Below are 23,559 nucleotides of genomic sequence, written 5' to 3'. Positions count from 1 at the left end.
CGGGAGACGATGGGAAAAACCATAAGTATACTGCTCTTTTAGTATACACAGCTAAGTGAAAAAGTCCTCTGTAAACTCTTGGAACAGACGTCAAAAAAACAGGCCAAGGAATTTTTATCCCTCAGCCTGCTTGGAATCCCATGGATTAAGGTTTTATTTTGCGCTTCTGCATGTGATAACACATGCGAAGCAACATCTTTTCTGAGAAAAACCGTTCGGCAAATCGGGTTGCCTTCATCAGTCCGCCCGGGAGAATTACCAAGTCCTTTTGCAGCATTTTCCGCACGGCGTATTCCGCCACCCTCTGGCTGCTCAATCCTTTGATGCTAAACTGTCCATGGGCCACTTCGTTAAATTCGGTCTGCACCGGCCCGGGACACAGTACGCTGATCCCCACACGGCTGCCCTTTCGACGCAGTTCCTCGTACACCGCTTCGGTCAGCCGCAGGACGTAAGACTTCGTCGCGTAGTAGGTGGATAAAAGCGGACCCGGCAAAAAGGCTGCCGATGAAGCTACATTTAATAAATATCCGTGATCCTGCTTGACAAAGTCCCGCAAAAAGAGTTTCGTCAGGATATGCACCGCGCGGATATTGGTATCGATCATCTCCAGTTCCCGGTGAAGGTCGGTTTTGTCAAAGGCGCCGAACAGTCCAAAACCCGCATTGTTGATGACAATATCGATCCCCTGATCCTTGAGTCCTTCGTAAAGGTCAAAGCAGGCCTGGCTCTGGGATAAGTCTGCGCCGATGATTTGGACATCTGTGTCAAGCTCTTCTTTCAGTTGTTCCATCCGGTCCACCCGTCGGGCCACCAGTACCAGATCCGCTCCCCTCCGGCTCAGCGACCGGGCCATATCGCGCCCAATGCCGGAACTCGCACCGGTAATCAATGCTTTCATAACAAAACCTCCTTGCGTCTTTTTCACAGTTATCCCCAGGTAGTCTCTTCCATTATTATACCAGATAAAAAGACAAAATCAGGAGGGTATCCTATGATTTTTTTGTCTTTTGGGAGGCAAATAAATTGCGATAAGAAGAGAAACATGGTATGCTTTTGAGGAGAGTATTTTGACGGAATGTCAGCGATAGAAATGACGTGTAAAAGAGGGTGGGAAATCATGGACGAAAAACAGGAAATGTATCGCGCCAGGGAGATATTGGAAGAGACTGCGGCGGTGGAATGTCTCCGTCTGGCTGTGGGCCGCATTGTGGACGGCAGCCTGCATCCGGACTTTCACCAGCTAAACGATGGTCAGATGGCCCTGGGCGAACAGCCTAATCCAGTCGATCAGGACGGGCCGAAGGCAGACCATGTCCAGAGGAATGTGACATTCCCCTCTGGGAAACTGTTTTTTTCCGCCACGATATTCAATCCACCTTTCGGGAATGTGGAGGAATCCAGGTGGAACGGTTTGGCCGATCCCGGGGAAACCCGACTGGAAACCCTCTTTTTGCGCCGCTTCCTCTCGGAAGAAAAAAATAAAGGGCAATGCTGCTGCCTCGTCCCCAACGGGTTCCTTTCCCGTATCCATCCCTTGGACGAACAGCTGCGGCGGCAATTGGTCGAATGTCACGGTTTGCAGGCGGTGATTCTGCTGCCGCTGCACGCCTTCCAGCCTCGGGTGCACGTATACACCGCTCTTCTGATCTTTCGTCAGGGAGGCGGCCCCTCCAAAAGGGTATGGCTGTGCGACGCCCGGGACGGCCGTCTGGAAGATATAGATTTAGACGTTTACTTTACCGCCCGGTTTTCCTCATCGCTGGAGGGAAAATGTATGCGGACCGGTCAGGTGACACACTTGTTTTTGACGCCCCAGATGCTTTCCTCCAACCACTATCTCCTGGTGCCGGAGGGACATCGATCCCAGGTGTGGGGCGTCTCTCAGACTAAAATCCAGGCCATCGAGGATAAGATGGACACATTGCATCAGGCTATCCGAAAACTGGAGCAATCCGGCTCTGACCAACAAATGAATCTGTTTGGCGCAAAACAACAGGCCCCTTGGACGAAAAGACAGTTGAGACAGATGATCTCTCTGAAAAAACAGCAGATCCTATATTGCCGTCAAATGGTGGAACAGCTCTTCTTAGATCACTTTGGCGAGGGCATCCAGAAGGGAGAGTATCCCTTATTCTATGGAGAAGATCTCTTGGTATTCCATTCAGGCAACAAACCGGCGAAGGACTGGACCGACGGCCCTTATCCCCTTTACGACGGCAGCGGGATCCGCCGCATGTTGGACCGCTGTACACAAGGGATCTCACTGCCAACTGTTATCATCACACGCGTGGGAACCTACTGCGGCGCTGTCTACCGCTCCAAACAGCCCTGCTGGATAGGTGGAAACGCCTTTTTCTTAAAACAGGTGCAAAAACCTGCCCATCCCAGTTATCTGGTAGGGCTGTTTTCCTACATGGATTTTAATCAATATAAAGCTGGGTCCTGTATCCCTCAGATCAATCAGTCCGTATTACAATCCAAACAATATCCCTTGCCGTCCCTGACCCTTCAGGAGGAATATGCCGGCAAAGTGGATCCTTGGCTGGATCAATTGGAAGAATTGGAAATAGAGGTCTATTCCCTGCAGAAAGAATACCGTCTTCTTGCCGATTAATCTGTCTTGGGCGAAAAAACTTTGGAAAAATAAAAAAAGTGCTTGCTTTTTCAGAAAAGATATGGTATAGTTATATGCGTTCCCACAAGAGGAATGCATAGTTGGTGCTAATGGCGATGAGGGTCCACCCGTTCCCATTCCGAACACGGTAGTTAAGCTCATCAGTGTCGAAGATACTTGGCTGGCAACGGCCCGGGAAAATAGAGCGGTGCCAACATCAAAGCCTTCGTTTCAAACGAAGGCTTTTTTCTTTGTCTGTAATGGCACGGTCTAGCGCCTCCATTTCGAGAGCTGTTGACCGTGCTGTTGTTTCATGTTATAATTTCCGGTGCGAGCAAGCTGGACAGCCGCGAAATGCTAGGGCCGAAAGGCTGCATTTTGAGGAAAGTCCGGGCTTCACAGGGCAGGATAGCGGTTAACGACCGCCGAGGGCGACCTTAGGGAAAGTGCAACAGAGATATACCGCCGTGGCAACATGGTAAGGGTGGAAAGGCGAGGTAAGAGCTCACCGGCGCATAGGAGACTATGCGGCCCTGCAAACCCTATCCGGAGCAACACCGCTGCGGGGATGGCTGGCCCGGCCATAGTTCCCCCATGGTGGCTTGAGCTGCGCGGCAACGCGTAGACTAGATAGATGGCTGTCCACGACAGAACCCGGCTTATAGGCTTGGTCGCAAATCAAACGCATCTTTGAAATCATAGGATTTATTCCTTTTCTTCCTATGATCTCAAAGGTGCGTTTGTGCATTTTCCATTCTTTTATTAGGATATAGAAAAGCCATCCTCATCACAAGGAAGAGGATGGCTCACTTTTTGTATCAAGCGGCAGGGATCTTAGTCCATTGTAGTCTTTTCCACAATGGCTACATCCTGTTGGCCAGTCCGGTCCGGCTCAACCGGAGGAGATGAGGATGGTGCACTGCTGTTGTCAGCCGGCTTTGCGGATGACGATTCCTTGTCTGGCGATGACACCGAAGGCGCCGTCGAAGCAGACGTGCTGGAAGAAGAACTGGCAGGACGCGATGAACTGACAGAAGGCTTTTCACTGGGTTTTGAAGTGGAAGGCGCTTGATCTTTAACAGGGGCAGAAGGAACGCTGGAATCAGAAATAGAAGGATTCTCTTCTGCCGGCTGTTGAACTTCGTTCTCTTGTACCTCCAGCTGGTCTAACGCCTGTGCATCGTCGTCTGCACCGTCTTTTCTGTATTCCTCTTTCAAATCCAAAAGATTAACGGTGATACGGCCCTCACCAACCGACTCAATGGTATCCTTTGCCGAATCATAGACTTTGCCGCCGACGTCCAAAACTCCTCCGCTGATATCCATGGTGGAGTAAACCCCTTCGTCGGCTTCAACCGTCAGATTCCCTACCTTCAGCAGATAATTGTTGAGCACCAGGTTGGGATAACTTCCTTGATCAAAAGTCAGCTCTGCTTCGGGTTCTTCAATATTATTCATCAGGTAGACAACACTGCCGGGGGCATACTCTGTTTGTGTTAAATCATCCAAAGAGGATGCATGATAGATCGCAGAACCTGTAAATGCCGTGCGCAGTTGCAGCTGGACATCACCCAGATTTTTCAACTGCTCCTCTGTAAAAGTCACCTGATAGATATCCCTTTTTCCGGGATCCAGACTCTCGCATTTTACGACAGAATCAGTAGTCCCTTCCTGTACAGGAGTCCCCTCAGAATTTCCATCTACGCGCTTAATGTTCACACTACTGCCGCCGGCCTTTAGTTCCAGCTCATACTGGAAGGGGATATTATGAGTGCCGCTATCCACATCAGCGTCAGCAATCGTACCGGGATCCGATTGGTTTTCATTATAATTGGAGACAATGATATATGCTGTTTGTGTAGTCCCTAGACCGCTTAAATCAATGTTCTCATTGAGAAAAGAGGAGGTTTTATGAGATTTCCCAATCAAATTGTCATCATTGATCAGTCCTGTTTCCTCTTTTACAATTTCCACCTGGCTCACGTATTGGCCGGAGGCGATTTCCATGGGTTTCTCCACGATGGAACTGCTGAACCATGCCAAGGCCGACATGGTGTATACCGACAGAGCCACCACTAAAACCGGAATGATAGACAGCATCCGTCGTACGGTCCTATCCCATTCCTTTTTCTTGGCATGTTTGCCTTTCATATCATCACCGCCTATTCCAAATCTATCTTATTGACCAGCGCCATCCTGAGGCTTGTCCGGCGGATCCTGATCCTCCAGGCGCGATTTAAGCCGCTCCAGCTCTGCCAGCATCGCTTCGGTTTTCTCCCGTTCTTTGCGGGCCTCCTCCAGCTGAGCCTGCGCCTCGGCTTTCTGGGTATCCACTTCCTCCATCTGCTCCCGTTTGTACTGGCGGAACAACCGTACGAACTTAACGCTTTGAAGCACAATCAGCAGAAGGAAGGGAATTAGGATCAAGGTAACATATCCTGCCGTCGATTTTAAGAATTGGAAGAAATATCCCATTTTAGGCAAATGGAACACATATTTTCCAAAAACATTTTCCTGCAAAGCGGGATAAGCATCGTCTACACCGGTGGTGGTACCGTAGGTGATAAACGCCGGCTTCCCTTCATAAGTAGTCGCTTCTCGAATTTTATGGGTGACCATCTCCCCGTAGTTGGCCGGGTCGATGGAACGATAGGTGATGATATCTCCCGGCTGGAGGGTGGAGGGATCTACCTGCTTGCTGATGGCCATATCACCCACCTGGAATTCCGTATTCATGGAGTCAGACAGGACGATGTAGGGTTTATACCCAAAGAGGGTTGCATTTTCCTTGTTGACCATTGTAACAGACAGCACAGTGAAAATCATGATGAAAACAGAAAAAATTAAAATGAGAGCTGTTACAACCCTTCCGATAACCTGAAGTGTCTTTTTCACGAGAATAACTCCTCCATCCATTGGTTTTGTAGGTCAGTCGCCGAGATTTTGCCGCGCTTTTAATGGGAATCCATCGGTTGGCCGTTGATTGTGCAACCGGCGAGTTGTACCTGCTCTGCCGGTGAGGTGATATACAGGGCTGCGCTTTCTTTCCCAGTCTCAAAAGAACAGTTGGTCAAGACCGCCTCGGTACTGTCTCCGCCGACGGTGACGAGCCAGGTACCTGTCCCCTGCTTTGTGGAGGATACTTGACAGGAAGTCATTGTCAAAAAGCCATTTTCCGCTTCCACCAGGTTATGTACATCCCCGCCTCCTATGGTCATATTCTCCAGCACCAGGGTCCCATAAGACTGAAGAACCGCTTTATTCACGGGGGATCCGTTGGGCACTGTGGTGAATCCGCCGTTCTTTATGGTAAACGACACTGGATCGGACACGACAATTTGTCCCCCGGAACCGTTTCCGTTTTTCATTGTCAGCTGTTTCCCGTCAAGATCCAGGATCGTATCCTGAGAAATCTCCCAAGGCCCGCCATCGTACTCGGTCATATCGATGTCGGCGCCCAATTTGATATTGCCGCCTACACGAAGAGCTTGATCCAGCTGCAAGGCAGTGCTGACTGTAACGGCATCATAAGATGCATTTTCATCGTAGGACGAATGTCCAAAACCGTCGACCTCTTCCCCACCCTGGGCAGCCAGGATGCTCACGTCGGCTACGAACTTCTTACCCTGGTAGCCGCCTCCGGCATTGTCCGACATCCCATAGACAAACAGGAAATATTGATCTTGTCCAGAGGCAAGAGAAAACTCCTGTGCCGATACTACATCAGATAACTCCGTCATAGGGCGTTTTACCAATGTTCTTGTCTTCACCCCTTCTGGATCAGCTTTGTCCAATGGGATGAAATCAAACCAAAGGGCATTGGTTAGATCATCGGTTTCCACTGTAAAACGGAAGTTGATTTTGGCGGATAAGTCTTCCTCGTTGGAAACTCGAATCATTTTTACTTGTGTGCTGCCTGGTCCAAAATCTTGTTCTTCAATGAGAGGCTGATCGTCCGGCGATGTTGTTAAATCCAATCCGTCCTGGTCAAAGACAACGGTTTCTTGATCCTCTCCATCCTGATCTTGGCTACTGTACCCGGGGATGGTTATGTCAATCCCATTCTCCCCTTGGCTATAGAGGGAGGCGCTGATCTTCAGTGCCCCTGACTGGATCTTATTGCCTTTGTTGGAGACACTGTCAGTCAGCCAGGCAAACGTGGTGCCCGTCAGCAATGCAAAGCACACCAATAGGGTAAATCCGCTTACAATAAGCGCTCTTTTTGTTGCTTTCATCCCGATTCCTCCATACGTACTCCAGTTTTTCGGCGGACAAAAGACACTCTGCTCTTTTCCGCACAATGTCCTTTGTCCGCCGCCTCAGCCGAGGCTGAGACGGCAATTAAGATCTGATTCCTTACGCTTTGGTATTGTTGCTCTCAGTGATCTGATCCTTGTCGGCCTCATTGTCAAATTGGATCAGAGCATTTTTGGCATAGGTATTGTCATGCGCAGTGACATTGGTGAAATTCGGTGCGAATCCACCCTGATTGTACACACGGATGTCGGTCAAGCCCTGGAATTGGTTGTTGCAAATTTCCACATTCTCCAAATTGCCTGCCAAAGTCAAAGTACCGTCCGAAGCACCTTTAAACACGTTGTTTCTAACCGTTACATCTTTGGCGGTATTGTTGGCGCCTTCAATGTTGAGGGATTTGGAAATGGTGCAGTTCTCAATGACGACGGAACCGGTGTTGCCGCCGTTGACATAAACCGATTTCTTACCACCGCTGAAGGTACAGCCGCTGATAACCACATCGCCTGCGCCGGGCTGCAGATGAACGCCTACGCCCTTAGTAAATGTGCATCCTTCGATTGTAGCGGAGGTGGAAGCAACGTTGATTGCATAAGAACTGGTCTCATTTGCAGGAGCGGCAAAAGTAGCTCCGTTACCCTGGATGGTGATGTCCTTGGTGACGTTGATGGTCTCGTTGACGGTAATATCGTCGCTCATGGAGATCACGTCGCCGGCCTCGGCTTTGTCCAAAGCGTCCTTGAACTCGTCCAAGCTGGCCACCGGATAGGTAGCATTCTTGTCGTACTGATCGTTGCCGAAGCCGTCCTCTTCCACGGTGGCCTGGGTGGCGACGATGCTGACATCGGCAGAATAGCCCTTGTCCTGATATTCATTGCCGGCTTCTTCATTCATGCCGTAAGCCAGGATGAATTCCAAAGATTCCTTTGCGTTCAGAATCGTATTGTCCATCGTGGAAACAAAATCTGCCAACTGGCTCATGGGACGTTTGGTGAACTGTCCCACTGCTTCGCCGTCTTCAACTTTGATAAAGTCAAACCACAAAGCATTTTCCAGACCGCTGTCTGCCACAGCTGCCTGCAATTTGATCTTGGCAGCCAAACTGCCGTTGTTGGTCACCTTCAGCAACTTTGCATTGCTCTGGCCAGGTTCCCAATTGTTCTCTTGAATTACATGATAATCTTCATTTTCCAGGTCATTAGCGGTATCTTCAAAGCCGAATGCTTTACCGCCGTTGAGGCCGTCGATTGTATAGGTATCCTTGCTGGCGTCAACTTCATAAGCCTCGGCGGTGATACCTAACGTACCCGATTGAATCGAGTTGCCCTTGTTTACCACGCTGTCGGTAAACCAAGCGAAAGTTGTCCCAGCCAGCAGCGCGACGCTGACCGCAACGGCCAGTCCACTGGCTACCAAGGTTTTTTTGCTCGTCTTTTTGACTTCCATGGGTTATGTAACCTCCTCTGTTTTTTGCGCTTTCTTTTAATTTATGTTTTTCCGCCGCCGGTTAAGCGCATAGAACCGGACTCATGGCTGCACGATATTCCCCTATCTTCCCATGTGGCGGACAAAAGGCATCCTGTTTTTACACAATGCCCTTTGTCCGCCACCCCAACCTCTCCGGCTGGGATGGCTTCGCTCAATTTAAAAGGTACAAATCCCCTATCATGTTTAAGAAAATTCCTTGTCCGGATTGTTGCGCACCTGAACGGCATCGGCTGTAAAGTCAAAGAAAATATTCCCGTTCTGATATTGGTTTCCGGCCGTTTCATCCATTTTGACCACTGCGGTCAAGGTACGGGTCTCTCCCGCCGCCATAGTGTCTTCACATACGGCTGGATTTTCCTTCGTCATTTCACTGGCGCGGCCGCTGTAAATCTTCTGGTCACCGTCATAGATCTCAAACACCAGGCACTCCTGCAGCGAACCTGTGACATTTTCTAAATAGAGGCGGTAGTACACATCCACCGTACTGTCGTTGCGCAAAGTGAAATCCTTTTTGATTGCCTGACCCGGTTCTACATTCCAATCTGAACCGTCAAAAATAGTCTGACCGCCGTTGAGGTCGATCTTTACTACACCCATTTCAAAAATACTGTCTTCCACCGATACAAAGGATGCAATCAGGGCGCTTGTGGTGATCACCAGCATGGCCACCAGCAATACAATTGCGGTAACGCAGGCGCGTATCCTTTTCTTCGTCGCTTTCAAATTACTCATTGCAAGCGTCATCCTTTCTGCGTTTATAAGAGACGAACAGTATCACTCCCAAGGAGACCGCTGCAATGATACACCAGAGCCAAACACTGCCTCCTTCACCGGTGTTGGGAGGATCAATCATTCCCCCGGACGCATCGGATGAACTGGAAGGAGGCGGCGTTGAGCCGGAAGAAGCCCCGCTAGAAGGACTCTCGCTGCTGGAAGGCTGACTGGAGGGGGTTGATGAACTTCCATCCTCCTTGACATACCACATAAAGTCGGCCTTCAGCATGGATGCCTGGTATTCATTGCCCACTGAGGTGTCGAGATACACATCGATTTGATAGCGGGCAGTGCTCTCCTTTTGATCCCCTGCCGACAGAACCTGGGAAAATTCCTGGCCTGCTACCGCTGCAAAAGTATCGTCACAGAGAACCGTCCCATCCTCGGCCCGGCTGACGCGAATGCGCAGCACGTCCGACAACTGTTTGGTTTGCTCGGTAACGTCGGCCTTAAAGTATAACGTAATGCTGCCGGTATGGTGCGCTTTCACCTGGAAATACTGGGTAACACAATCCCCCGGCAACATATTTTTTACTTCAAACGGGCTGTTGTCCTGGGGATTGCTTTTGGTGAGTTCCAAAATCTTTTCCTCATCGGCCTGTCCTGCAGCGGTTTGCTCCTTCAGCTGTTGCAGGGCCTGTCCGCCAGGAGCCTGATAACGGGGCAGCGTCACCAGCATAGATCCCTGTTTCGGGCCGCCGATCAGATTATCCTGCACCGTCATAGTTGCCTGGGACGACGATTCATAGTGGATGTACAGACAGCGCACTGCAAGCCCAATCACGCAAGCGCCCACTAAAATTGACAGCACCAAAATGGTTACCTTGAGCCGTTGGGTCAATTTATCCGTTTGCTCTTTCATGATGATCTCCTCGCATCCTCCCGCTCAAGACGGGACATGATTCGAAATTTTTAGATTTGTTACCTAATTAATCTTCCTTATTGTACCACATTCTACACAGCCCTTCAAGTGAATTTCTACATCATAAGCATCAAAAAGTTTACCAATTTTATATGATAAATTAGAGGGACTATGCGTTAATTGTGAACATTGTTTCTATCTGGAAGGAGATTTCCCTGTTTTTAGTAAAAATAAGACAGCATCATACTTTTGATTCCTAAATAATACTATTAGTATAATTTTCAACTATATTACAAAATTCACTTTTGTAGGAATTTGTCGCTTTTTCAAGACCTTACATTTTATAATATTAACCACAAAATATACTATTAGTATTTATAAAGCAGCCTTCCTGATCCATTCCACCGGTTATTCCGTGCTCCAAAGCAAATGTAAGAAAATTGTAAGATTCTCCTTATATGGCCTTAAAAATCGCTTTTTGTATTTTGATACACTAACTACCAGCGTAAAATACAATCAGAAAGAGGCGATTATGATGGCGAAACATCCGAAAAGAGTGTGGCTGCCTTTGGCGATTGTACTGCTTCTTTTAGCAGGAATTGTCACCTGTATGTGGACGCTCAACCGAAATCTTCTCCCGGGATCCTCCAGAAGCCCTTCTGGGACAGGGATCCATCTTGGATCCGGCACCTCATCCTCAGGGGAATACAACACCGTCCCTATGGGCCAGGATGATATTCATCAGGGATCTCTCATCCTCGTCAACAACGATTACGCTTATTCCTTCCCCGAAGATGACCAGCTCGTATCGGTGTATGAAAACAAAAACAAAAGTTATCAGGTTTCCACTACCCATATCCAGCTCCAGAAACAGTTTGTCTCCCAGTTCAACGCCATGATGGAGGATTTCTCAGCCGCCCAAGGCATCAAGGACATCATTGTGGTCAGCGGATACCGCTCCAAAGACGACCAACAGGCCATCGTCAACCAGAAGATCCAACAGCTGGGCAAAGAGGAGGCCATGCGCTGGGCAGCCGTCCCGGGTTACAGCGAACATCATACCGGTCTTGCCGCCGATATCGGCATCTATACCTCCGACGGGAAAAGCCCCTCCTATCAGGGCCAGGGGAAATACGCCTGGATCAACGAGCATTGCGCCCAGTATGGATTTGTCCTGCGCTATCAGGACGATAAAAAGGACATCACCAGAATCGCCGATGAGCCTTGGCATTATCGATATGTGGGAGTCCCCCATGCCTCCATTATGCAGCAGGAGAATCTTTGTCTGGAGGAATATACCGATTTTCTCAAACGCTACCCCTACGACGGGGATCATCTGACGGCTTCCGATGAAAATGGAAAACAGTATGAGATTTATTATTTCCCCGCCAAAGGTGATTCTATGAATGTACCGGTGCCCAAGGGCAAGGAGTACTGGATTTCGGGCAACAATGTGGATGGTTTTATCGTGACGGTACAGCTGTGATTTCTTCCCATCCATTAGGATTTCACATATCCGGATCATAATCCATCGATAATCTAAAATGAATTTATTCGATGCCCTGTGCATACCAAAAAAGACGCCCACAGCCGTCTTGTACGACGTAGGCGCCTTTTTTGTTCCTATTTTAGTCGGTCTCGTTGACCACCAGGATATCCCCTTTGTCCACTACCGTGTCCCCGCGCGGAACTACTGTGGTCCCATCCGAACGCTTGATGAGCACAATCAGGATCTTAGCCGGGACATCCAGTTCCCGGACCGGTCTGCCTTCCCACTCGTCCTTGACCGGCAGTTCCCTCAGCCCCACATCTCCATCGTCTACATACGCCGGCGTGGACAACACCACAATATCCCCCACCCGCAGAGGAGTAGAACCTTTGGGCAACAGGTTTTCCCCTTCATGGCGCACGTTGACCACCAATGCGTCGTCAGGGAAACGGCAGTCGGCAATGGTCTTTTCCGCCCAGGGATGCCCTTCTGTAATGCGGAATTGGGTCAAGTTCATCTGGCGTTCGTACTGGTAATCGGTAAAGGTGCGGTTGACGCTGTCGCTGGCATCCACCATCCCCAGTTTACGCGAGACCCAAGGGAGCAGAGACCCCTGTACCGCTACTGATAGAAGGGAGATGCAAAATACTATGTGGAACAGATCATGACCGATCTCCACCCCCGACGCCACCGCCGTAATGGCAAACACGATGGATGCCGCCCCTCGCAGGCCAGCCCAGGAAGTCAGCAAAATCTGCCGCCAGGAGCATCGGAAGGGCGCCAGGATGGCAAATACCGCCGCCGGACGTGCCACAAAAGTGAGAAACAGGGCGATGCCTACAGCCGGCAATGCCACCGAAGGCAACTGCCGTGGAAATGACAGGAGCCCCAGCAGGAAAAAGATAAGGATCTGGGCGAGTCCAGTGATGCCGTCGAAGAAATGCACCAGGGAGACTTTATGCGGAATCTTGCTGTTGCCCAGAATAATCCCGGCCAGATAGGCCCCCAGATATCCATTGCCTCCCACCGCCGCAGGAAGGGCGAAGGCCAACAAAGCTGCTGCCGTGGCAAAGATGGTATCGGTACCGTCGGCTAGCTTCAGACGCCGCAGTACAAAGATGGATATCCCTGCCACCAGTACACCCAAAGCGATGCCGAACGCCAGTTGGCCAAATATCAGAAAAGCGATGTTTCCCTGTTCGCCTTTTTCCATCAGGGAAAGGGCTATCACGGTGAGCATATAGGAAGCGGGATCGTTACTGCCGCTTTCCACCTCCAGAAGGGAGGCGGTATTTTCCCGCAGGTTGAGTTTTTTGGATCGCAGGATGGAAAAGACGGAAGCAGCGTCGGTAGAGCTGATGACGGCGCCGGTGAGAAAACTCTCCAGCATGGTAAAACCCAGGGCAAAGTAACAGAATAGCCCTGTCAGGAAGGCGGTGAGTGCAACTCCCAGGGTGGAAAGACAGATGGCCTTTCCTGCAATGGGTTTGGCTGCATCCCAACGGGTGCCGAAACCGCCGTAAAACATGATGAAGATGAGCGCTACCGAACAGGTTTGTTCGGCCAGCCGGAAATCATCGAAGTGGATTTGTACCAATCCGTCCGACCCGAACAGCATTCCCAGCGCCATGAACAACAACAGCGCCGGTACTCCCAGGCGTCCGGATAGACGCCGGGCCACCGTACAGGCCAAAATAATCACCGCAACCAGCAACAATACCTTTTCCATCATCGCCTCCTATGGGTCTATGTCTCATATCGTTCATCCATAAGTATACCATAAAATCCCAGCTGGCAAAAGACGAAAAAGGATATTTCCATCATTTTTGAACAAAAGAAAAAGGCTACACAAACTGTGCAGCCTTTTGGCGCGCCCAGGAGAACTCGAATCCCCAACCTTTTGGTCCGTAGCCAAACGCTCTATCCGATTGAGCTATGGGCGCATATCCAATTGAAAAACACTCTGTGAAGAGTGCCTCATTATATTATCATAACTTTGCTTTATCGTCAAGTATTTTTCCTGCAATTCCTGAAAATTCTTTTTTCCCCTTTCGTCCGACACAAAAGCTCAGGCCGCCTGTTGACCTTTTGGCACGATTGGTTTATCATTATTGTTGTAAGTAGAACCCTGTGTCCCTTCCCAGCGGAAGGCGCTTGCAGGCTTCTTTCCATCAACCTTTTTTCGGATGGAGGATTCGAATTTGAACATCCAAATTGCTCCCTCTATTTTATCGGCCGATTTTGCCTGCCTGGGTCAGGAAGCCCGGCGGATGGAATTGGCTGGTGCAGATCTGCTGCACATCGACGTGATGGACGGCCATTTCGTTCCCAATATCACCATCGGCGCTCCGGTGGTCTATTGCCTGCGCAAAGTGACAAAACTGCCTTTTGACGTCCATCTGATGATCAGTGAACCAGATCGGTATGTGGACGCCTTTGTGGATGCCGGCGCCAATATGGTAACGGTCCATGCGGAATGCCCCTCCGCCGACGAAGCTTTAAAACAACTGCGCCATCGAGGCGTCAAATGTGCGCTTTCCGTAAAACCCGGCACCCCTGTGGATGCGGTTTATCCTTATTTGGATAAACTGGATATGGTTCTTGTCATGACGGTGGAACCCGGTTTTGGCGGCCAGAGTTTTATGACCGATATGCTTCCTAAAATCCGTACGCTGCGTCAATGGGCTGACCAGTTCGGCCTCCCCTTGGATATCCAGGTGGACGGCGGGGTGGATGTCAATACCGCACCCTTGGCCATCGCCGCTGGGGCCAACATCTTAGTAGCGGGTACCGCTGTGTTTTACAGCGACGATCCAAAAGCCACCATCCGCAAGCTGCGTTCCGGCCGCGCCTAAAGCAGTACTTCCATCCATCATTCTAACAGAAAACAAAGCACCTGGGTTCTTAGGCCAGGCGCCTTGTTTTTGTGTAACTCCAGGGAAACTATTTCGTCTTTTTGATTTCATTGTCATACAGCGCTTGCTGCAATGGGATATCTCACGTTTTAAATGGGAATTGCGTTGGAAATATCTGAAGTTTCATTCCAGATAAAACAGCAAGACGCAAAGCATTTCTACGTTTTCAACGTATGTTGACAAGACCGGCAAATATTTTTCATCCATCGGCCTTAAGCTGAGATTGCCGGAGGAACTTTTTCTAAATTCCCGCAGGCAGATTAGAAAAAATTTCCTTCGGCCGGAATTTTTTACCTCTTACCATCCTACAATATGGAAAGGACACGCTGTGTATCGCGCGTACCTTTTAGGAGAGATGACGTCCAATCTGACTGACGGCATCCCCTTCGGCAAGCATTTTTCCGTGTTCGGCCGCAAATGCCGCGGCAGCGCTTCCCTCTCCGGCGGGACTTCCGTATTCGCTGAGCAGAGGCGCACAAGTCTTGCAGGTGTCCTCCCTGGTGTAGATCACCAGGCGATAAGAGTGATCCATCTGATAGACAGTGCTCTTTGGAATGGCGTCCGGATATTCCCGGGAAAGGCGGGAGCATACGCTCATCAGCTCGTCGGCCCCCTGGAACTCATAGACGTACGGTCCGCCCAGCCGGCGCAGATGCAGCTTCTTCGGCCGGTTCTTTTGATCGTACTCCCGGGGGAGGATGGTGAAATACAGAACACATCCGCCGTCCAACAGCGGCATGGCCTCGATGAGCAATTTCCCTTTTGAGCTGTCGAACCCGGTACGGCGATTGGCTTCATCCAGCAGTTCCCAGATGATGCGTCTGGTCTCCATCCGGCCGTAGTCCAGCTCCTCAAAGGAGATGGACAGCTGCTCCAGATCGGCCTGGTTTAGGGTGATCCGCAGCCTGTCTTCCCCACATAACTCGATCTTCAAATGACAACAGCCCCATTTCTTTGGTTTGGGAAACGATCTCCCTAGTGTCATGATATGCCATACCCCTCCACAATGCAAGAGGGCAAAATCAGGATGGAAAACATTGACCTTGTCGAATGATGTTTCTTTCCAGCCTTCCCTTTGAAAACCTTTTGGACTTCTGTGATTCCTTCGTAATTGGAGATGAGCTACTTATGGATAAAATTCGCCGTAGACGTACCATGTACCGCAAGAAACGTCACCCCTTCCGTTGGATCTTATTGGTTGTGGTGTGTATCGTCCTGGTCTTTGTGGGATACAGTGTAGCCGGCCCGGTGATGAACTTTTTTAAGAATATTACGTCGTCGGAACCCTCTTCCTCTGTAGGGGATGTCTCAAGTGAAGCCCCTGCCTCATCGCAGACTCCGGTTTCATCCCAGCCTTCTGCTTCTTCCGCTGCGTCATCGGAACCCTCCAAAACCCAGGTCACCGGCACAAAAGCCGTTTGGCTGCCGCTGGATACCCTCACGGGGAAGGACCTCGATTCCTTTATCGCTCTGGCCAAAGAGACCGGCGTCAACGCCGTAGTGGTGGATATTAAATTGGAGGACGGCACTTTAACCTATGCCTCCAACCTAGAGGCTCCCAAAACAGCCGGCGCTGTGGCTGACGATGCTCCTGATCTGATGGCCGCATTGACCGATCTGAAGGATGCGGGCATCCAGCCCATCGGCCGGATGGTCTGCTTTAAAGATCCTATTGCGAAATTGGCCATCCGTGCGGGGGCCATCCAGTATAAACCGAATCCCCAGTTGACTTGGCTGGATGCCTCCAAGGCAAACGGCGGTAAGTCCTGGCTCAATCCTTATTCCGATGTGGCTGCTCAGTATCTCATCGATATCGCTTCTGAAGCGGTTGATATGGGCTTTGAACAAATTATGCTGGAAGGGGTCCAGTTCCCCGACAAGGGCGGCAGTACCGCTTATTACGGCAAAGAAGCTGAGACCATATCCCGGGAAGAAGCATTAAGTACCTTTGTGGAAAAAATGCAGGACGCTTTGCAGGCCAAAGGAGCTGAGATGATCTTATCGTGCCCTGGTAATGTGGCTGCTGGTGAAACCAGTTCCATTTACGGTGACGGCAATCCCCTGACCTTTGGCGCAAAAACTGCCGCTGTAAATTGTATGCCGGGAGAGCTTGGCAAAGACATTACCATTTCCGGCGAGACCTTTGACGACCCGTCCAATCAAGTGGCCGAAGTGGTGGAGGCTGTAGCTGATGCTGCTGAAGCAAACGCCGGTTCATCCACAACTTTGTGGGGATGGGTACAGGCTTACGATATGTCCGATAGTCAAGTAGAGGAACAAGTGGATGCTCTGACCAGCAGCGGTATCCAGTCGGTGATTTATTATAATCCCGATGGATCTTATTCCAAAGACCAGCTAGATCTCTCTTAGGGGGCAGTGCCCCCCTTCCACTTCGCCCGTACTTGTTTTCTCAAACACAACTTATGACAGCCCGGTTTCTTTTCCCTTTCTGGGGAAGGTGCCGGGCTTTCTTGGGGGCAGTACCCCCTTCCACTTCGCCCGTACTTGTTTTCTCAAACACAACTTATGACAGCCCGGTTTCTTTTCCCTTTCTGGGGAAGGTGCCGGGCTTTCTTGGGGGCAGTACCCCCTTCCACTTCGCCCGTACTTGTTTTCTCAAACAGAACTTATGACAGCCCGGTATCTTTTCCCTTTCTGGGGAAGGCGCCGGGCTTTCTTGGGGGCAGTGACCCCTTTCCACTTCGCCCGTACTTGTTTTCTCAAACACAACTTATGACAGCCCGGTATCTTTTCCCTTTCTGGGGAAGGCGCCGGGTTTTCTTGGGGGCAGTACCCCCCCTCTACTTCGCCCGTACTTGTTTTCTCAAACAGAACTTATGACAGCCCGGTATCTTTTCCCTTTCTGGGGAAGGCGCCGGGCTTTCTTGGGGGCAGTACCTCCCTCCACTTCGCCTTTACTTGTTTTCCTAAACGCAACTTATTGCAGCTCGGTATCCTTCCCTTCTATTGAGATAGCAGAGTTAACTATCCCTTCTCAAAACATACAATTTCACTAAAGATAGTCCTGACATCTTTGTCGAACTAAATTTCAAAAATTTGTTCTTTCTCTCTTCCATTTTTGTCGAACATATGTTATACTATTGGTGAACAAAAATTCTAATTTAAATGGGGGAATTCATTATGACAATCGGGCAAACCCTTCAAACGATATTGGAAGTACTGGTCATCCTTGGGATCGGCATGGGCTTTCTCTTTGAACAGCGTGTCGTATTGTTTGAGAGACGGATGCTTCGTCGATGGAAGCATTTCTGTCGCCGGTTCCGTGTACCGAAAAATCGCAGCACGCATATCCAACGCCCCCGCGTATCCAAACGAGCCGCTTAATTCATCGCTCTCCTCCTGCGGCATTCGCCGCCATTCTAAATACATCCCTATGGAAAAAGGACATGGTAAGCCTTACTCACAAAGTCTACCATGTCCTTTTCCTTTTATGATCCCTATTCTCCAGGAAATCTGTCTTTCCTATTGCAGCTGCGTAATGGTAATGCGCCCATAATATTCAGCGGCACGGTTGGGATAAGCCAATTCAGCCGATTGGTCGGTGACCGACGCCGTCCCATAAGCAGCTGCCAAACGCACGCATTCGTCAAAGCTCAGGCCTCGGATATGGGCTGCCAAGAATCCCGCCAAGGAAGAATCCCCTGCCCCTACCGTGGATTGGGCCTCCACCGCTGGAACCTTTGCCAATATCGCTTGATCCTTGGTGATGCCCAGCATACCCTCTGAGCCGAGGCTCAGCAGTACCACCGATATACCACAATCCAATACCTGTTTGCCATAAGAGAGCATTTCCTCCGGCGTCTCCGGCTCCGCTTGAACCAATCGGCAGAATTCCCCTGCGTTGGGCTTAATCAGCCACGGTTTTATCTCGCTTAATTGATCCAATGTGAGACAATCGGTATCAATTGCCACAATGCCTTCTACCGACTGGGCCTCCTGAGTCAAGGCTTTCACATCCTCAAACCCGACGCCTTGGGGTAAGCTTCCTCCAAAGACGCAAAAGTCCCCTGGATGAATCTCCTCCCTCAGGATGCGCATCAATTTTCCCAGATCATCTTGGGAACACTCAAGGCCTTCACGGTTGACTTTGATGGTCTCTTTGCCCACCCGGAGAGTAATATTCTCCCGGATATCTCCCAGCGTCCTCACAAAACGATGTTTGACCCCTTCTCGTCCCAGTACATAGGTCATGGCGTGGAGATTATCAAATCCAGCGATACCAGTGGCCAGGGTCGGGATACTCGATCGAGTCAGCACGCGGGATACATTGATCCCCTTTCCCCCGGGCTGACGGGTCTCCCTCTTGACGCGGTTGACCATATCGGTATCCAACTGATCCAGCCACAAGGTGACGTCAATGGATGGATTGAGGGTCACAGTCAAAACCTTGGGCAACATAACGGTTCACTCCCTCATACGCCGGGACCTTCCAACTATCTGCACAAGGTCTACGGCATATTCCTCTTAATCTTTTCTTTATTATACACCAACATACCTAAATTTCAAGATCATAACCCTCGAAATTTTATACCGTTTTTTTGCTCCATTTGACACCTTGCGGCGTATCCTCCAAGACAATGCCTTCCTCTTTCAGCTGATCCCGGATGCGGTCGGCCTCGGCCCAATTTTTCTCCTTGCGGGCCTTTGCGCGCTTTTCAATCAGCTCCTCTACATGGGCTGTCAGATCGTCGTCGCTTTCCTGTCCCCGTTCATACAGCAGGCCCAATACGCCCGTCAGCTCCTCCAGCGCATCCAAAGCGGCCTGCACGCTCTGTTTCGACACCCCGTCCACACCGACCAGTGTTGTATTGGCGTCCCGCACCATCTCAAACACCACGCCCATGGCGTCGGCCGTGTTGAGATCGTCGTCCATGGCGGCGCAGAATCGGCTGCGGTACTGGCCAAGACGATCCAAAAGTCCGGCGTCGGCAGAACCGTCCACAGCGTTTTTCAAGGCAAAGTTCAGGTTATCCCGGCAGGTGTAGAGGCGATCCAATGCGGCTACGCACTGTTCCATAATCTCCAGGCTGTAGTTGATGGGGCTGCGGTAGTGGGAGGACACCATCAAATACCGGATGGGTTCATACCCGAACTTCTCAGCTACCTCCCGGACGGTAAAGAAATTGCCCAGGGATTTGGACATCTTCCGTTTGTCCACATTGATAAAGCCGTTGTGCACCCAGAACCGGGCAAAGGGAGCGCCGTTGGCGCATTCGCTCTGTGCGATCTCGTTCTCATGATGGGGGAACACCAGATCCTCGCCGCCACAGTGGATGTCGATGGTCTTGCCCAGATACCGGCGGGCCATGGCTGAACATTCAATATGCCAGCCGGGCCGTCCCATCCCCCAAGGGGATTCCCAGGCCGGTTCCCCGGGCTTTGCCCCCTTCCACAGGGCGAAGTCCAGGGCATCCTCTTTGACGTCGCTGACGTCGATGCGGGCCCCTGATTCCAAGTCCTCGATGGGCTGATGGGAAAGCTTGCCGTAATGTTCATCCTTCAGGGTCCTGAAGTAGACATCCGATCCGCTCTGGTAGGCATAACCCTTGTCGATAAGCGTCTTTACAATATCGATAATCTCGTCGATGTTTTCGGTGGCCTTGGGATGGACGGTGGCACGCTGGATGTTGAGGCCGTCGGCATCGGTCCAGTATTCGGCGATGTACCGCTCGGCAATCTCGGTGGAGGAAACCCCTTCACTGTTTGCCTTATTGATGATCTTGTCGTCGACGTCGGTAAAATTCTGCACAAACCGTACCGGCATACCGCGGTACGCCATGTAGCGACGCAGCACATCAAAGACGCACAACGGCCGGGCGTTTCCGATGTGGATAAAATTATACACCGTGGGACCGCAGGCGTAGATGGTGGCTTCCTCCCCCATGGGCTGGAATTCTTGCTTTTCGCGAGTTAACGTATTGTATAATTTCATAGTTCTATTCCTTTCTGTATCTCATGAGATGTGATGCAATTTATCTATTTTACGGCGCAATCTGCCAATCTCCGTTTCCAGACGGCACATCTGCTGCGCCACGGGATCTGGGATATGCACCTGATCCAGCTGATCCACTACCTTTTTGCCCCCTCGGCGCACCACACGTGCCGGTACGCCTACCGCCGTGCTATCGGGCGGCAGATCGCTGAGCACCACCGCATTGGCCGCCACTTTGCAGTTGTCCCCTACCTTGATGGGACCTAAAATCTTGGCGCCGGCGCCGATCATGCAGTTTTTGCCGATGGTGGGATGGCGTTTTCCGGTATCCTTGCCGGTACCTCCTAAGGTGACGCCCTGGTAGATGGTGCAATTGTCTCCCACCTCAGCCGTCTCGCCGATGACCACACCCATGCCGTGGTCGATGAGCACACCCCGTCCAATTTTGGCGCCGGGATGAATCTCAATGCCGGTCTTTTTACGGTTGCGTTGGCTGATCCAGCGGGCTAAAAACAGCATATTGCGTTTGTAAAACCAGTGGGCTCTGCGATGGGATCGCACCGCTTTGAGGCCCTGGTATAAAAACCACACTTCAAAACCGGAACGAGCGGCCGGATCTCTCTCCTTGATAGCGGCGATGTCTTCTCTCAAGCGGTTAAACATAAGTCTTCTCCCTTCTGATCCGCGACAAAGGGATTTCCCTTAAAACAAGAAACCGCCTCCATCGCAGAAAATGCTGCAACGGAGGCGGCTAAACCGCGGTTCCACTCCAATTTATCACTCATTCGGGGATGCCGGTAACGGCGGCCTGCCGCATGGGGATACTCCTAAAAAAACTCTTCCCCCCATGTGCTCCCAGGTGCACTTCACTCTGCCTTTTGCATCGGATGGCTTTCAGCCGGTGGCCTCCGTCTCTTTCATGCAGGTCTGGCAGGGTTACTCTACCTGTTCCACGCATTTTGTCTTATGTTCTTATTATAGCGCTATGGCATCCGCTTGACAACGCTTTTTCTATCCCACAGCCGCAGAAAAACATACCGATTTTGTAGGATTATTTGGTGGTATTGATGTGTTCCCGATACTGCCACATGTACTGCACGCCGGAAATCACCGTAGCCAACGTGGCAATGGAGATCAGAACGGTATCCACCACCGTAACCGTAGCCTGTACGCCGGCGGTTGGTAACAATACCTTTAATTCCTCCAGCAGCATGATGGTGATAATGGCCACCATCTGGCTGACTGTTTTCATCTTGCCCCAGATGTTGGCCGCTATGACCTCTCCGCCGCCGGCCGCTACCAGGCGAAGGGAGGTAACCAAAAATTCCCGGGCGATAATGAGTACCACAAACCAGGCGCTGACAAGTCCCAATTCTACAAATCCGATCAGCGCACAAGTCACTAGGATCTTATCCGCCAGCGGGTCTAGGAACTTGCCAAATGTGGTAATTTGATTGTTCCGCCGGGCTAGTTTTCCATCCACAGCGTCGGTGATGGACGCCATGGCAAATACCGCCGCCGCCAACAACGCGTTGTGGGGGATAAAATCCGCCAACAGGAAAAATAAAAAAATGGGCGTCATGGCGATGCGAAGCACCGTTAGTTTATTGGGTGTATTCATACAAACCTCCATGCGTTCCCGCGCGTGAATAGGTGAAGTGAATTTTCCTTAGAGATCTTTCTGACCGGTATCGGCCATGGCAGTGCATCTCTATTCCCTTATCATCTCCCTGACAAAGCAACTGTATCAACCCTCTGTACCACAGGGGCTATCTCTTATCATACGCCGTCAAAGCGGCGGGCTTTGTCAAAAAAGAAAGGGGATTCCTGAATGTTCTTCCTATCACCGGGACATCTCATTGCTCAGCTGATACCAGATGTCCTTTCAAATCGTAATCGGTGTGGCCGGTGAGTTCCACCTCCACAAACTGGCCCGGTAAAAGGGGCTGTTTGGCTGTGAACAACACAACGCCATCGATCTCCGGGGCCTGACGCTGTGTCCGCCCCACATAAAGTCCGGGGCGTTCCCCTTTCTTCTCCACCAGTACCGTTTCCCTCTTGCCAACCTGCTTTTCCAGACGGCTTGAGGATATCAGCGATTGCTCTTCCATAATGATCTCCTGGCGGCGCTGTTTTACCTCATCCTCCACCTGATTCTCCAAAGCAGCGGCGATGGTATCCTCCTCCGGCGAATAGGCAAAACATCCCAGATGGTCGAATTGGGCCTCCTTGACAAACTCCGCCAGCTCTGCAAATTGTTCCTCCGTCTCACCGGGGAAACCAGCGATAAGGGTGGTGCGCAGGGCGATATCTTCCACCTTGTCCCGCAGGGTACGTACCAAATGAAGCAGACTTTGCTGATCTCCCCGGCGGTTCATGGCCTTTAGAACATCCTTTGACGCGTGTTGCAGGGGAAGATCCAGGTAGTTGCACACCTTGGGTTCCTGTGCCATCACCTCCAGAAGCTCTGGGGTGATGGTATCCGGATAGGCATAGAGTACCCGGATCCATCGTACGCCGTCGATTTGACACAGCTGCTTTAACAGCTCAGGAAGCATCAATGTATCGTAGAGGTCCAAGCCGTACCGGGACGTATCCTGGGCGATGACCACCAGCTCTTTGACGCCGTCCTGTGCCAGCTTCCTTGCCTCCTCCAAAATTTCCTCCATGGGACGGCTGCGGAAAGGGCCCCGGATCATGGGGATGGCACAGTACGTACAGCAATTGCTGCATCCGTCGGCCACCCGCAGATAAGCGGTGTAGGGAGGGGTGGTGAGCGTGCGTTCCCCTGTGAGGGGCATGCAGGATTTGGGAGGGAAACACGTCATCTTTTCGCCATTCTCCAGCACTTCGCGGATGGACTGGGCGATCTTCCCATTGGAACCGATGCCCAAAACGGCATCCACCTCCGGCATCTCGTCCAGCACCTCTTTTTGGTACCGTTCGGCTAGACACCCTGTCACCACCAGCGCCCTGAGACGGCCGGTTTTCTTATACTCCGCCATTTCCAGGATGGTCTCGATGGATTCCTTTTTGGCGTCGTCAATGAAACCGCAGGTGTTGACCAAAATAACGTCGGCCTCGGAAGCGTCGTTGGTAATAGCAAACCCTTCCCCCGAGAGAGCCGCCAGCATCATTTCCCCATCCACCTGGTTTTTCGGGCATCCCAGCGACACCATACCCACTTTGATTGCCATCCTTGTTCCC

The 23,559-nt window shown here is 51.0% G+C and carries 19 protein-coding genes, 1 tRNA gene, 1 rRNA gene, 1 other RNA gene and 1 other annotated feature; of the genes, 6 read left to right on the top strand and 16 right to left on the bottom strand.

Annotation, left to right across the window (positions count from 1 at the left end):
* Positions 1-145: 145 nt before the first annotated feature.
* Complete coding sequence (locus tag C12CBH8_RS00845) at positions 146-901, bottom strand: SDR family NAD(P)-dependent oxidoreductase (RefSeq protein ID WP_215533369.1); 756 nt, start codon at positions 899-901, stop codon at positions 146-148.
* A gap of 219 nt (positions 902-1,120) precedes the next feature.
* Between C12CBH8_RS00845 and C12CBH8_RS00840 the strand changes: the two genes are divergently transcribed.
* The 3 genes from C12CBH8_RS00840 to rnpB all read left to right on the top strand — a co-directional run bounded on the left by C12CBH8_RS00840 (position 1,121) and on the right by rnpB (position 3,295).
* Positions 1,121-2,617 (top strand): N-6 DNA methylase, encoded by a 1,497-nt coding sequence (locus C12CBH8_RS00840; protein ID WP_215533368.1) that lies wholly within the window; start codon positions 1,121-1,123, stop codon positions 2,615-2,617.
* Between the two features lie 100 nt (positions 2,618-2,717).
* Positions 2,718-2,834, top strand: a 5S ribosomal RNA gene (gene rrf, locus C12CBH8_RS00835).
* A 114-nt stretch (positions 2,835-2,948) separates the two neighbouring features.
* Positions 2,949-3,295: RNase P RNA component class A (rnpB, locus tag C12CBH8_RS00830), an RNA gene on the top strand.
* 156 nt (positions 3,296-3,451) lie between these two features.
* Here rnpB and C12CBH8_RS00825 read toward each other — a convergent pair.
* The 6 genes from C12CBH8_RS00825 to C12CBH8_RS00800 form a co-directional block, all read right to left on the bottom strand.
* Positions 3,452-4,768: a hypothetical protein gene (locus tag C12CBH8_RS00825; protein WP_215533367.1), complete on the bottom strand. Its 1,317-nt coding sequence runs from the start codon at positions 4,766-4,768 to the stop codon at positions 3,452-3,454.
* A gap of 27 nt (positions 4,769-4,795) precedes the next feature.
* On the bottom strand, positions 4,796-5,512 hold the full coding sequence (locus C12CBH8_RS00820) for a signal peptidase I (protein ID WP_215533366.1): 717 nt from the start codon (positions 5,510-5,512) through the stop codon (positions 4,796-4,798).
* A gap of 59 nt (positions 5,513-5,571) precedes the next feature.
* A complete protein-coding gene (locus C12CBH8_RS00815; protein ID WP_215533365.1) occupies positions 5,572-6,852 on the bottom strand; it encodes a hypothetical protein in 1,281 nt (426 codons plus the stop codon).
* Positions 6,853-6,973: 121 nt separating this feature from the next.
* Positions 6,974-8,317, bottom strand: coding sequence for a right-handed parallel beta-helix repeat-containing protein (locus C12CBH8_RS00810; protein ID WP_215533364.1), 1,344 nt, complete (start codon positions 8,315-8,317; stop codon positions 6,974-6,976).
* A 225-nt stretch (positions 8,318-8,542) separates the two neighbouring features.
* Positions 8,543-9,091 (bottom strand): TasA family protein, encoded by a 549-nt coding sequence (locus C12CBH8_RS00805; protein WP_090264028.1) that lies wholly within the window; start codon positions 9,089-9,091, stop codon positions 8,543-8,545.
* Positions 9,084-9,995, bottom strand: coding sequence for a hypothetical protein (locus tag C12CBH8_RS00800; RefSeq protein WP_090264026.1), 912 nt, complete (start codon positions 9,993-9,995; stop codon positions 9,084-9,086). The genes C12CBH8_RS00805 and C12CBH8_RS00800 overlap by 8 nt, the downstream gene beginning before the upstream one ends.
* 532 nt (positions 9,996-10,527) lie before the next feature.
* On the opposite strand from C12CBH8_RS00800, the gene C12CBH8_RS00795 reads away from it, so the two are divergent.
* A complete protein-coding gene (locus C12CBH8_RS00795; RefSeq protein WP_215533363.1) occupies positions 10,528-11,481 on the top strand; it encodes a M15 family metallopeptidase in 954 nt (317 codons plus the stop codon).
* Positions 11,482-11,623: 142 nt separating this feature from the next.
* On the opposite strand, the gene C12CBH8_RS00790 is transcribed toward C12CBH8_RS00795, so the two are convergent.
* Positions 11,624-13,213 (bottom strand): potassium/proton antiporter, encoded by a 1,590-nt coding sequence (locus C12CBH8_RS00790; RefSeq protein WP_215533362.1) that lies wholly within the window; start codon positions 13,211-13,213, stop codon positions 11,624-11,626.
* A gap of 137 nt (positions 13,214-13,350) precedes the next feature.
* Positions 13,351-13,427, bottom strand: a tRNA-Arg gene (locus C12CBH8_RS00785).
* 258 nt (positions 13,428-13,685) lie between these two features.
* Here C12CBH8_RS00785 and rpe point away from each other — a divergent pair.
* A complete protein-coding gene (gene rpe, locus C12CBH8_RS00780; protein ID WP_246441606.1) occupies positions 13,686-14,339 on the top strand; it encodes a ribulose-phosphate 3-epimerase in 654 nt (217 codons plus the stop codon).
* A 406-nt stretch (positions 14,340-14,745) separates the two neighbouring features.
* Here rpe and C12CBH8_RS00775 read toward each other — a convergent pair whose 3' ends face one another.
* On the bottom strand, positions 14,746-15,384 hold the full coding sequence (locus C12CBH8_RS00775; protein ID WP_090264016.1) for an adaptor protein MecA: 639 nt from the start codon (positions 15,382-15,384) through the stop codon (positions 14,746-14,748).
* A gap of 143 nt (positions 15,385-15,527) precedes the next feature.
* On the opposite strand from C12CBH8_RS00775, the gene C12CBH8_RS00770 reads away from it, so the two are divergent.
* Positions 15,528-16,769 carry a putative glycoside hydrolase gene (locus C12CBH8_RS00770; RefSeq protein ID WP_215533361.1) on the top strand — a complete coding sequence of 414 codons (1,242 nt, stop codon included), beginning with the start codon at positions 15,528-15,530 and terminating at the stop codon, positions 16,767-16,769.
* Positions 16,770-17,516: 747 nt separating this feature from the next.
* Here C12CBH8_RS00770 and C12CBH8_RS00765 read toward each other — a convergent pair.
* From C12CBH8_RS00765 to rimO, 6 genes are all read right to left on the bottom strand, one after another.
* Complete coding sequence (locus tag C12CBH8_RS00765) at positions 17,517-17,768, bottom strand: hypothetical protein (RefSeq protein ID WP_090264012.1); 252 nt, start codon at positions 17,766-17,768, stop codon at positions 17,517-17,519.
* 114 nt (positions 17,769-17,882) lie between these two features.
* On the bottom strand, positions 17,883-18,818 hold the full coding sequence (locus C12CBH8_RS00760; RefSeq protein ID WP_215533360.1) for a 1-phosphofructokinase family hexose kinase: 936 nt from the start codon (positions 18,816-18,818) through the stop codon (positions 17,883-17,885).
* 127 nt (positions 18,819-18,945) lie between these two features.
* A complete protein-coding gene (cysS, locus tag C12CBH8_RS00755; protein WP_099323054.1) occupies positions 18,946-20,352 on the bottom strand; it encodes a cysteine--tRNA ligase in 1,407 nt (468 codons plus the stop codon).
* A gap of 21 nt (positions 20,353-20,373) precedes the next feature.
* Positions 20,374-21,015 (bottom strand): serine O-acetyltransferase EpsC, encoded by a 642-nt coding sequence (gene epsC, locus C12CBH8_RS00750; protein ID WP_090264006.1) that lies wholly within the window; start codon positions 21,013-21,015, stop codon positions 20,374-20,376.
* Positions 21,016-21,092: 77 nt separating this feature from the next.
* Positions 21,093-21,314: a binding site (T-box leader), on the bottom strand.
* Positions 21,315-21,403: 89 nt separating this feature from the next.
* A complete protein-coding gene (gene pgsA / locus C12CBH8_RS00745; RefSeq protein WP_099323053.1) occupies positions 21,404-21,973 on the bottom strand; it encodes a CDP-diacylglycerol--glycerol-3-phosphate 3-phosphatidyltransferase in 570 nt (189 codons plus the stop codon).
* A gap of 235 nt (positions 21,974-22,208) precedes the next feature.
* A complete protein-coding gene (gene rimO, locus C12CBH8_RS00740; RefSeq protein ID WP_090264002.1) occupies positions 22,209-23,549 on the bottom strand; it encodes a 30S ribosomal protein S12 methylthiotransferase RimO in 1,341 nt (446 codons plus the stop codon).
* Between the last annotated feature and the right edge of the window lie 10 nt (positions 23,550-23,559).

The organism is Solibaculum mannosilyticum (genome assembly GCF_015140235.1).
Lineage (GTDB): Bacteria > Bacillota > Clostridia > Oscillospirales > Acutalibacteraceae > Solibaculum > Solibaculum mannosilyticum.
The sequence above is the reverse complement of the archived record's forward strand: the minus strand, read 5'-3'. Positions and strand labels throughout refer to the sequence as shown.

Excerpts from the sequence above, each read along its gene's own strand:
- C12CBH8_RS00825 (WP_215533367.1), bottom strand. The coding sequence starts at position 4,768 with ATGAAAGGCAAACATGCCAAGAAAAAGGAATGGGATAGGACCGTACGA.
- epsC (WP_090264006.1), bottom strand. The coding sequence starts at position 21,015 with ATGTTTAACCGCTTGAGAGAAGACATCGCCGCTATCAAGGAGAGAGAT.
- C12CBH8_RS00765 (WP_090264012.1), bottom strand. The coding sequence starts at position 17,768 with ATGCCGCAGGAGGAGAGCGATGAATTAAGCGGCTCGTTTGGATACGCG.
- C12CBH8_RS00760 (WP_215533360.1), bottom strand. The coding sequence starts at position 18,818 with ATGTTGCCCAAGGTTTTGACTGTGACCCTCAATCCATCCATTGACGTC.
- C12CBH8_RS00815 (WP_215533365.1), bottom strand. The coding sequence starts at position 6,852 with ATGAAAGCAACAAAAAGAGCGCTTATTGTAAGCGGATTTACCCTATTG.
- cysS (WP_099323054.1), bottom strand. The coding sequence starts at position 20,352 with ATGAAATTATACAATACGTTAACTCGCGAAAAGCAAGAATTCCAGCCC.
- pgsA (WP_099323053.1), bottom strand. The coding sequence starts at position 21,973 with ATGAATACACCCAATAAACTAACGGTGCTTCGCATCGCCATGACGCCC.
- C12CBH8_RS00810 (WP_215533364.1), bottom strand. The coding sequence starts at position 8,317 with ATGGAAGTCAAAAAGACGAGCAAAAAAACCTTGGTAGCCAGTGGACTG.
- C12CBH8_RS00790 (WP_215533362.1), bottom strand. The coding sequence starts at position 13,213 with ATGGAAAAGGTATTGTTGCTGGTTGCGGTGATTATTTTGGCCTGTACG.
- C12CBH8_RS00775 (WP_090264016.1), bottom strand. The coding sequence starts at position 15,384 with ATGACACTAGGGAGATCGTTTCCCAAACCAAAGAAATGGGGCTGTTGT.
- C12CBH8_RS00840 (WP_215533368.1), top strand. The coding sequence starts at position 1,121 with ATGGACGAAAAACAGGAAATGTATCGCGCCAGGGAGATATTGGAAGAG.
- C12CBH8_RS00800 (WP_090264026.1), bottom strand. The coding sequence starts at position 9,995 with ATGAAAGAGCAAACGGATAAATTGACCCAACGGCTCAAGGTAACCATT.
- C12CBH8_RS00795 (WP_215533363.1), top strand. The coding sequence starts at position 10,528 with ATGATGGCGAAACATCCGAAAAGAGTGTGGCTGCCTTTGGCGATTGTA.
- rimO (WP_090264002.1), bottom strand. The coding sequence starts at position 23,549 with ATGGCAATCAAAGTGGGTATGGTGTCGCTGGGATGCCCGAAAAACCAG.
- C12CBH8_RS00845 (WP_215533369.1), bottom strand. The coding sequence starts at position 901 with ATGAAAGCATTGATTACCGGTGCGAGTTCCGGCATTGGGCGCGATATG.
- C12CBH8_RS00770 (WP_215533361.1), top strand. The coding sequence starts at position 15,528 with ATGGATAAAATTCGCCGTAGACGTACCATGTACCGCAAGAAACGTCAC.
- C12CBH8_RS00805 (WP_090264028.1), bottom strand. The coding sequence starts at position 9,091 with ATGAGTAATTTGAAAGCGACGAAGAAAAGGATACGCGCCTGCGTTACC.